Origin of the sequence: Cytobacillus oceanisediminis 2691, assembly GCF_007678455.1 — a bacterium.
Classification (GTDB): Bacteria; Bacillota; Bacilli; order Bacillales; family Cytobacillaceae; genus Mesobacillus; species Mesobacillus oceanisediminis_A.
The window spans coordinates 61,034-71,665 of record NZ_VEEP01000013.1; the positions used below are offsets into that span (position 1 = coordinate 61,034).

Below are 10,632 nucleotides of genomic sequence, written 5' to 3' on the forward strand. Positions count from 1 at the left end.
AATTACCTTCTTAAAAAACATAAAGTATTTTTACATTTTAAGAGAATGAAACTACAGCTGAAACTAGAACTTATCCAAAGTTACTATTCTAATTAAAAAAGCCGTTATAAAAAAGGAAAAATGACACAGATAATTATCCATGCCATTTTCAAATTCTCATTATACGCTACTTGCTATATATCTGCATCTTCATTTTATTCAGTACAAGAATTTATATAATTTACAATTTCTTGCTTAACTTTATCTGAGCAACCCTTGAAAGTTGGAAAACGAAATATCCTCTCTGGATCTGTATTATATCCAGTTGTTTTCATATATTTTAATGTATGTGGAATTATTCTTATTTGATAAGCTTCTTTACATTCAACGTAATTATTGATTATCTTCATGCTTTCCGACAATTTAACAGGATGGTGTATAATTCTTTTTTTATCGGAAGGATGTAACCTTCCTAAAATTAAATATTTGGTTATCCTTCTTGTAGGATTACTTTCATATAGTTCTTTTGCTTGTCTCTCAACCTCACCAGCCAAAGTTAAGTCTATATCTTTCCAATCTTTCTCAGTGAAATTGAATTTTATTTTGGGTAACACTTCATTCATCCACTCTGGGTCCATTTGCAACATAGCTCTATACTTTTTAGGGCCAACAATCTCACTTATCCTAGTTCTTGTTATGGTATTATTCTTACACAACTCTTTAATTGTTGATTTTAGCTTTTTATATTCTTCATCACTTAATTTCCTTAATGATGAAGGGATTTTTCTACTTGCATTTTCTCCAATCTGATCGTGCTCTTTAATTGTTCCTACAGTAACTTTTTGGAGATGGCTTTCTACTGTGCTTTTAGCAACATTAAGTTCTCGAGCAATAGCAATTTTACTAAAACCATTGCTATATAATTCTATCAATCTTCTTTTCCACACACTCCCGAAATCTTTAATATATAATCTACTCTTACTAGCAGGAGTATCTTCATCATATTTTAGTTCATATTGAAATCCGCAATGTAGACAGTGAAAATTACCAAAAAGGTTTTTATTAGTTGTTATATACTTATTGCACTTTTTCACTACTTTTTCTTCAAAATATTCACAAACTTTATTTAAACAAGGCCAGGGGCCATTACCGAACGGAATGTTACTATGTAGATTGGGTAGGGGATCATTAAAAAATTTTTCTATGGATCCAGCTAAAAAGTTTATGGCAAGAATGTGAAGAATGGGGTCATATGAATACTTGTCTTTTGTAAAAAGTCTTAAGGCTAGCCTATTTTTAAGTTGCTTTACGTTGTATCCTAATTCTATTAAATAATCTTCTGAATAGAACTTTAGAAAATCTTTATAAAAGGCTTTATTATTTAATTTACCTGAGTACTCCATATAACCCTTTCGTACTAAATAGACCTTATAATAATCGTAAAGTGGAAACACTTTTAATGTTGAGTAATTCTCAAAAAGAAATTGAATGTCTTCTAGGACTTTTATTTTAATATTGGCGTATTCAACACCTTCACACTCTTCATAGTCCACCAAATGCCCATTCTTACATTTTGAAACAGAAAGACGCGGATTCTTGTTATTTTCCTCATATAAATTGACATTACATTTAGGACATTTTTCTATAAGTTTTGTTTTATGAAATAAACAAATATTTAAATTGTTAAATTGATGAATTCTATGGACATAAGGCTCTTTACCTTGCTTTATGTCCTCCGTGATACATCTTGAGCAAAACTTAAATTCTTTTCCTATATTATGTCGTAAACTTAAAATTGCCAGATCTTTATTCGCAGCCACTTGATAAAAGTCACTTATCATTTGTTCCGAAAGATCTGATGGGATAAATAGTGAAAAGAGTGGAAAAAAGGTGTTTTTTTCGATAATACTATCTATAAATTCTCCTTTATTATATGGAAGCTTTCGCGCGAGAACCCCTAAGTTATAGGGAAAATAATTGGGACTACCGGTATGAACATTAAATAATTTATTCATACACTCAACTAAGGGAGTACTTGTCTTATGGCAGTATCGTAGTACAATGTTACGGTAGTCCTCATCAGGATAAGGTTCAGGAAAATAAGCAAGCTCACTTAATCCATTACTCTGTTCATACAAATTCGGAGAAGCTTGCAATAAAGCCACCCTCTTTTAAATAATCTACCCCAGCTATATTCTTCTCTAGACCTTGAGAAAATGCAGAAATTAAATCTGATTTCTTATTCAACTCGCTTACATTAACTTTCTTTTTTGGAGACTGCTTACTTTGCAGATTTTTACTTTCATTTCCTTTTTGTCCCACTTCTAATAATTTAGCGACTTTCAACAAATGAACTTGTTTCTTTTGAGAATCCTCAATATCATTATTTCTTGAAATCGCCTTAGCCAATTCTATATTCTGGTTAGGCTCAAGCCCCATGTCCAGTCCGGTTTGAATCAATTCATAATAAATCTTTTCTATTGTTTTTTTACCATTCGCTATTTTGTGTTCGCGTGCTACCTCTCCAAACAGTTGGGCTTGTTCGTCAGAGCTTAAAATATAATCATTAAGAGATAGCCACTCGGCTTTTAAATCTTTATACTTTTTCATTTTTTCTCTGTTACCTGTTTTTATTGCATGTATATAAGGCCTGATTAACTTTAAATTTTCTTCCGCTGCTTTAGTTATTAACTGTTCAGAGATTTCATCCTCCCTTGAGGCAATGGCCTTCCATTGTGTATGCATAAAAAGTTTAATAACAATATCAATTATGCCTTGTGACTCCTCATACAATTTATCCTTAAGCTTATCGTTAACGGGCGTGAAATTCTTCAACCATTGATAATCCCAGATTGAGTTTATTATTAAATCCCATTCTTTTTTGCTAACAATACGATCAAGAACCATATCTCCCATTCCACAAGCTCTTCTAGCCTGAGCAAATTTATTTTCGAATAAATAAAGAGCTTCAAAGGTTCCCACCATTACCACAGGTAACCCAATAATATTAACAAGTCTGGTAAAGAAGTTTAATGCTTTCTTTTCTCCTCCACTTTTAGCTAAACTCAAATTTTGTATTTCATCAATAACTAAAACACCCAATCCATGTAATGAGGCAATATGGGCCATATCAGGCATTAATGTGTCTACAGTAGATTTATAAGTAACTATTGTTTTGGCATAATCAGTTCCTAAAATTTTATCTAGAGATTGAAAAAAATCAATGCAAAGACTTTTTAAGGACCCATCTGTTGGGCAATCTAATTTTAACCAAACAACTTGCTTCAAGTATCCAAAACCTTCAATATGTCTATGCTTTATCACTTGAGGATATAGAAGTAACGTTTTTTCTATTGATGTTGATTTCCCGATACCACTTGGACCAATTATCGCAAAACCTGACGCAGAAGATTTTAATTTACAGCCTTCTTCTAGTCCCTTTCCGTCGGATGAAAATACTTCTTTAAAACCTTTATTAAAGTAAACTTTGTAGTTAATATCTTTTGGATTCCTATTTTTATATCCATCTCTAATCATCACTGAGAATCGATTGAATATATCTAAATGAAAGGGTAAGGGTTGTATAAGATTATTTAACTGATATATGGCATGCATACGTAAATTATCTGGCCAAGTTCTCTGTACCTCTTCGAACTGTGGATATTGAGCAAAAGCATTGACTATCTCTTGGTTTTCCATTATATCAGGGAGAGTCTCAATTAGGGGATTCCCCTTATAATCAGGAATCAATTGTTCTCTGTATTCAGCATCACACTGAATACCCATTAATATCGGACGGTCTTTAGAAGTTACATCATTGGGCATTATTAATCTTCCTCCTGCTCAAGTGAGAATTAAATAAATCAAACAAATCTTCATTTTCCACTAATTCATCAGTACTAATAGCAGAAGAGGTATCTCCTTCAATATTGTTTTTGGCATTTTGAGCTGAGCTTTCATTCGTGTCAATCATTTCTCTTTTTTCTTTTTCCCCAAGTACCCAACTAGATTCTGCCCTCTCCCTCTCTCTTTCATCTTTCTTATTTTCTTTTACTCCCTGTAGCAACTCTCTATCTGAATAGACATCTCCTCTTATTGCCTCTGTTTTTTTAATTCCCTCTTTTACTGTCTTATCTATTTCTACGTTTAATGCAGCTTTGATATTATTAATTTCTGGTTTTGCGGTAAAGTTATTAGCTGCAACAGTTAATTGGGTCAGTTCTATTTCTTCATCATATAAATCTTTATAAGCACTGTATTGTGGCAATATCTTGCATGGAATATATTCAAATGCATCTTCCTTTAATATGTAAATATACTCCTGGTTTCGGGGATCATATGAAATTGGAACTTTCCATCTCTTTTGCCTAGCTTTTACGAACCAACCTGCTTCTTCAACTTCAACACTGGTGTAACCAATTTTATTTTTATTAAAGAAAATCCCATTATCATGTGTCACAGTTGCAGTTCCTCTTGGCATTAAAGCAAGTCTAATTTGGTCTTTAGTTTTAATATGGACACCAACAAATCGATTTTGCATTCCCCAATTCCATAAATTTAGAGGAGTTGGAACCAAGTTTTGCTCTAACATGTCTCTATCCAATGGATAATTATCAACTATTGAGTTGTTATATTCTAATACAATCAAAATCATTATTTTAGTGAACTCTTTAATTGTCAGGACTGCATTTAAACGTGAATCTTTTTCTCCACGTTCCTTGACTGATTTTGAAACTACTCCTGGGATTATTGGTTTGCTTTTATTATTCATAATTCTAAAATGCTGTTCTATAAATGGTTTAAAGTCACCTCTGTATGGAGGGGTATTGTCTGGCCTAACCCCTAGCATGTCCTTTAATCTATCAGCATTGTAACCCTCAAATTCACCTCTATCAGCCGTGAAGCTTTTAGGGAGATGCATACATGGCCACTCATCCGAGGTAATAGTAATATCAAAATTCTTGCAAAACTCTACTTTATCCGTACTTGCATTTTCAAAGGCTAACATTCCCCCCACCCAGCTAGCATTTTCAGTTCCAATATACAATCCAGCAATCATCCTACTGAAAACATCTTTCACGTAATATATAATCGGTCTTCCTATTGGTTTCCGATTAATAGAATGCACCAACTGAAAATCGCCAGTAGTTGCATCGATTTCATATACCGCTCCAGGACCGGATGCACGTAAGCCTGCATTTCCCACAGCTGCTCTTCTAGTTAAATTAAACTTTCGTTCCCCTTCTCTTTTAATAAGAATGTCTTTTAGGTTTCTCTCTTTATAAAAATAGTATTTAAATTGGTCCAATGTCGGTAATTCCTCCTCAGGCGGGATAACTGGTATCCTTTCACCAGCTTTTTCCTTATAACCAATATTAAAAAATTGTTCAATCATTTTATCATAGGCGTATTTTAAAGGGTTTTTTCTTTTATCACTATAATGAAGCTTTATAGCTACCCGAAAAATTTTTTTCATTTCTTCATCAATATTAATTCCAATGTCCATTTTCAAGACTTGCTCAATTTTACGTTTTCTACCTCTTTTCTTCCCAGTTTTAGACTCTCTTTCTACTCCAGGAGCACCGCATTTTGAGAAAAGAGGTAATAATCCATTTATCGTTTTCCCACTTTTCCAGTACCTTCTTAAATCATTATTAATAGTTTTTGAATGATATCCCTTGGTTCGGATTAATTCACCAATTATTTCTCCTCTTTCTTTTTGGCCATAAATATTGGGTTCCAAGTCCACTATATCTTTTATTCTCTTCCAAGCTTCATCCCTTATCCTTTTGTCCTTCTCACTAGGTTCTTTGACACATTTGTCCATTAGATATGGATCATAAGTTAGAATTCTTGCATTTAACTTATTTATAGCTTCTACTATATACTCACATTCCGTCCATTTTGGTTTGGGATTTTTATCTAAAATGTTGATCGTTACACACTCATTAGTTTTTTTAGCAATCCATAAGACTCTCTCTATTGCCAGACATGAACCATTATCGTCTTTAAACTCAATCAAGGTGTTTTCAAATAATTGATTCATACACTCACCTCATAAAATAGCTAAACCAGTGCCCTATTCATCTCAAATATAACGGGCATAGATGGATTTATTTTCGTAAACATATCTGTTTTCCATTGTTTTGTAGCAAGCATATGCTGAACTAAGAACAATCCCGAGCCAACACTCAAACCAACCTTCTTATCAAATTCATTTGTAATTCTTGCAAGGGATTTATTCGTTGAATAAAGAGCACAAAACAAGGTTTCTGCAAGTGCATCTATCATAGATAAATCTAAATCATTGGGAGCAAATTCAAGGTATATTGCATTATGAATCCATTCGATATTATGCACTAATCCTTTAGGAACATCTTGATCTGTAACTATCTTCCAATCTATACCTTGTTCATCATAAAACTTCTTTTCGATAGCAAACTTTTCAACGGTTCTTTTAGTCAACTTATTAGAAGGCTTAACCGTCCTTGCACAAAAAGATTCATCTTTCTCCTTGTTTAATTTCAAGAAGAAGTCAGTTGTGATTGGTGTTAATTCCTTAGTTTCGGGATCCCTTGGGTGTGGAATCCCTAAGTCTTCTGCAATTTCTATCGTTCGCTCCATTGGTAATAACGGATATTGTTCTCTAATATCCACCACTGAATTTGCCCAATCTAAAACATAGAAATAATTCAACTCCAATCTAGACAATAAATGATGTATTCTCCCAACAGTCCAACTCTTCTCTCTTGATACTACTCCGTTAGAAGGTACATCCTGGATTGTTAGCCATGGTTTATAGTCTTTTCCTTCACCTTGTCCCCTTCCTTCCTTTATCCATTTCTCATATTTTTGTTTGGTCATTCCTCTATTTCGTTTTGCCATTTTACCCTCCTAAATTTTACAGATTTTTTAGAATATTCATAACGTACCCTCTATTATGTAATGAAAACTTAGCTAAATAATATTTTTAAGTACTTTTTAATAAACTCAGATTCCTTATTAATTCCTGCCTCTCTTTTGAACCGCCACATAGATAACTCAATATCTGTTTTCCAATTATCAAACACCCAATTGATTCTTCTGATTTGATACTCTTCTGTTGACTCTATAAAGCTGCTTATTACTTTTCGAGTTTTTGGCAACTTATTTAATGAGTACTCAATAATATTAGGATTTCCCACCCGTCTGCTGATTTCTGCTCTCGTTGCTCTAATCGGCTTCCCATCATATTTAAATATATCGTTAATTGCCCTTCTAACTGGACCTAAAATTTCGTTATCCGTCTTTAACCAATCAATCCTTTGCTTGTTTATTCTTGTTGAATTTTTGGGAAGGATTGAGTGTAACCATTTTCTATTGTTTCGATAGTGCCAAATATAATCTCTTGGATTCTCCCGACGTATTACGGAACGAAAAGGAGTCTGGTGATTATTTATAGTTTGTAATAATCTTTTTGTTCTCTTTTCTAACTCTATTTGAGTTTGTACCGTTTCAAAAGCAGATGATCCTGCTCCATTAGAAGTTGCGTATTTAATTAAAGTCTTAGAATCAACCCCCATACTTCTAGACTTTTCTCTTAGAGATAAATCAGGATTGATATAAATCTTTTTACACTCTGATATCCAAACTTCTCCAAAACTATATACCCTGTCCTTCTTGAATTTATCTGCCCAGGTTTTATCCGGTCCTTTCCTTGAGTAAGTAAAGCCACAGCTGCAACTAAAAATACCTATAGGAAGGTTAGAACGAGTACAGTAATTTATTCTACAATCTTTTATTGTTGGGTTATGGTAATGATCGGCAGCTTGATTTAGACAGAACCAAGGTCCTTCACCAAATGGTTGAATTTCCTTTTTAATATTTAATAAAAGGTTTATGTCAGCATCCAAAAATAATAGCAATAGGATATGCCTAATTGGATGACAAGTTACCCTGGGCTTTCGAAGTAATTTATGGAACCAAGTATCTGTTTCTTTTTGTATGGAACTTTCAAGTAGAATTAAAAGTTCCTCATCAAAGAAGTTATTAAAGTCGATGATTAAATCCTTAAAACGAATATTCCCCTTTCGTGTTATATATCCCTTTTTCGACAGGACAGCCTTATAAAAGCTTCTTATCATTTCTAGCCCTAGAGAGGATACATTTTGTCTCAGAAGTTCGCACGCTAAATTTGAAATTTTTAACATTAAATCATTGTGAACTATATAATTCCTGCTGGATTTTATATACTTGCATTCATTGATTGCTTCTTCTAGAGTAATTAAGTTGTGCTTTCTACCTTTACCTGAATAATTAATGGTTGTTTCTAATAGCAACTTTTGATGTTTATCACAATGAAATACTCCAGTCAGTTGATGCTCTCTATGCCAGTACATTTCTCCGTAAATCAAACTATCTTCAGAAATACATTCCTCACAAAAACGAAGGTTTCTGGGGGCTGAAATTCCGTAAGACATTATACCGATTGTTCCAGGAATATTATGAGTACCTCGATGATCAAGCATTAATTCACGGACTTTTTCCACTCTTTCCAAAGGTAAGAACGGCTTATAAAATGGGAACAAAGTATGTTTTTGTAACAGGCTTTCATAAGTAATAACATCCCTTGGAATTTGTTGTAATAACATATTTATATTACTGGGAAAATCCACTGAAGCCGTAAGATGATTGTTACCAAAGAGTACTTCCATTGATGTCTTTTGAGCTTTCATGTTTGTGTGATTCTTATATCTCGCACAAGCACTATACAGCACTTCATCTGGATATAAACTCGGAAAGTAGCTTATCACGTTCACTATCACCCTTCTTTAAAATGTCTTTTATAAAATATCCGATATCGGATATTTTATGCAACATTCTGTACGTATCTCCAAAGGTTAATAATTATAGTGATTTTTTATTGCTATATTTCTTTTTATGTTAAATATCCTCCTCAGAGCACTGACGGAACAAAAAAGCCTATCACGATTGACAGGCTTTCGGTCTTCACTTTTTCCATCAGCTGATGTAATTTTGAACTGACATAATTCCATTCCTAATGAAAATATGTGATCATATTGTTTTAAAGAATATCAATACCAAGGTGCACATATTCTATCATGTTGATCCTCAGCAAATGTAATTGTGTGTGTGAATTTCCAAGTAAAAGTGGCGGATCATCTTATTCCACATAAGCACCCGTATGTTTAAGTGCATTTATTCACAAACTTAGCTTTAAATTAAAGAAATGTCTCCTCTAAGCAACGCTTTAAATAAATTTTTAGTTTTTTAACTAACAGTCAAATAATATGTGTCATCCTGTCTTGTATAATGTCCTTTAATTTCTCCCAAATCGGGCACTGTAAGGGAATCAACGTTTTCTATAGGAGTGGCCCTTAAAAAGAAATGTAGTTTGCTTATTTTTATTAATCCATCCCCACAATAAGCAATGATAGGTTGTTGGATAAAATATTCATTGTTATTTATCCTTACTTTTAAAAAATTCTTATGTAATAACTTGCCCTCAACTGAGACGATATTCATAGGGTCAAAAGAAAAGGCTGTGATTTCTCCTTCAATAAAAAGTTGGGTTCCTGTCTGATGCTCAAATTCTTCAAATTCTTTCTTCCTTAACCCAATTGCATAATTCACTGCTTCCACTGTTTCGGGGCTAATTTCTACATCTCCAATAGTATCTGATCTAGATTCAACACTAAGCTGTCTAATTAGATCAAATAATGTTAAATCTGTACCAAAAAAACTTTCCTTCCAGTTCGGTGCAAATTCATCCAGTAACAAACACATAAATAAACCAGAGCTGTAAGAACTCCGTCTTATATTTGAATTCGATTCAAAAATATCTAATAGATAGGCTCCATATTTTTTAAAAACTAATTGGTGAGACAATTGACTTTTTTCAGAATAAGCCTTTAACTCAACATACCAGGCAGGCCCCTCAACAGATTCAATTAAATTTTCATATGTTAAATGCTCTTTAATTCCTTTTGCTCGTTTCTCCCTTAACTCGATAAAATTCTTAAGAAACACATTCTTCTTACTAATATCAGTTTCCATTAAAGCATCATAAAGACTTTTTCTTTCCCTATTTCGAAGTTCTGCATTTTCTTCCGTAATAGGATAGGTTATCCCCAGAATTTCATTAGGAAATCGCTTTTCTCCTTTTATATATTGGTAACCGTGAAATAATTCGTGAACCAAGATTGAATACAGGCCTTCATAGTTATTGTATAATTCCATATCAGCAATTGCCGTAGGATGACCTTCATAAAGAATTATTGTATTTCCAACAAACTGTTCATCCCAATTCAAAACTTTGTACAAGTGGGGATATACGTCATTGTATTTTGGATGATTGAACAGATAAACACTTGTTTTATTGAATATCGCATATGCAACAATTTCAAAATTGGGCCAATATTTCTCTAAGTTCTTTTTAGCTAAGTCTTCAGCAATATGTTCAAGATAAGGTTCCATCCTTTTACGTCCCCCTATATTTAATTTTCCTTAACAATGAATTCTCTAATTAAAATAAAATTCCTTTCTTGCAAATAGGGCTTGTTCAACTAAACTGCATCTTTAGAATTCCTGTAGAGAGCTAATTCTCAACTTTGAAAAAAATAAGGTCCCTCAGTAAGATATGAGTATAGACAC

Annotated in this window: 6 protein-coding genes; all 6 read right to left on the reverse strand. The window is 33.1% G+C overall.

Features of this window, described 5'->3' with window-relative positions:
- Nucleotides 1-194: 194 nt before the first annotated feature.
- The 6 genes from FS736_RS21685 to FS736_RS21710 all read right to left on the reverse strand — a co-directional run bounded on the left by FS736_RS21685 (nt 195) and on the right by FS736_RS21710 (nt 10,455).
- On the reverse strand, nt 195-2,144 hold the full coding sequence (locus FS736_RS21685) for a TnsD family Tn7-like transposition protein (protein ID WP_144481230.1): 1,950 nt from the start codon (nt 2,142-2,144) through the stop codon (nt 195-197).
- Nucleotides 2,110-3,804, reverse strand: coding sequence for an ATP-binding protein (locus FS736_RS21690; RefSeq protein WP_144481231.1), 1,695 nt, complete (start codon nt 3,802-3,804; stop codon nt 2,110-2,112). The genes FS736_RS21685 and FS736_RS21690 overlap by 35 nt, the downstream gene beginning before the upstream one ends.
- Nucleotides 3,794-6,025 carry a Mu transposase C-terminal domain-containing protein gene (locus FS736_RS21695; RefSeq protein ID WP_144481232.1) on the reverse strand — a complete coding sequence of 744 codons (2,232 nt, stop codon included), beginning with the start codon at nt 6,023-6,025 and terminating at the stop codon, nt 3,794-3,796. Before FS736_RS21695 ends, FS736_RS21690 begins: the two co-directional genes overlap by 11 nt.
- A 20-nt stretch (nt 6,026-6,045) precedes the next feature.
- Nucleotides 6,046-6,864, reverse strand: a complete 819-nt coding sequence (locus FS736_RS21700) for a TnsA endonuclease N-terminal domain-containing protein (protein ID WP_144481233.1) — start codon at nt 6,862-6,864, stop codon at nt 6,046-6,048.
- A 68-nt stretch (nt 6,865-6,932) separates the two neighbouring features.
- The gene (locus FS736_RS21705; RefSeq protein ID WP_186326888.1) at nt 6,933-8,777 is read right to left on the reverse strand and encodes a TnsD family Tn7-like transposition protein; all 1,845 of its coding nucleotides are present in this window, start codon (nt 8,775-8,777) and stop codon (nt 6,933-6,935) included.
- A 472-nt stretch (nt 8,778-9,249) separates the two neighbouring features.
- On the reverse strand, nt 9,250-10,455 hold the full coding sequence (locus tag FS736_RS21710) for a hypothetical protein (protein ID WP_144481235.1): 1,206 nt from the start codon (nt 10,453-10,455) through the stop codon (nt 9,250-9,252).
- Nucleotides 10,456-10,632 lie beyond the last annotated feature (177 nt).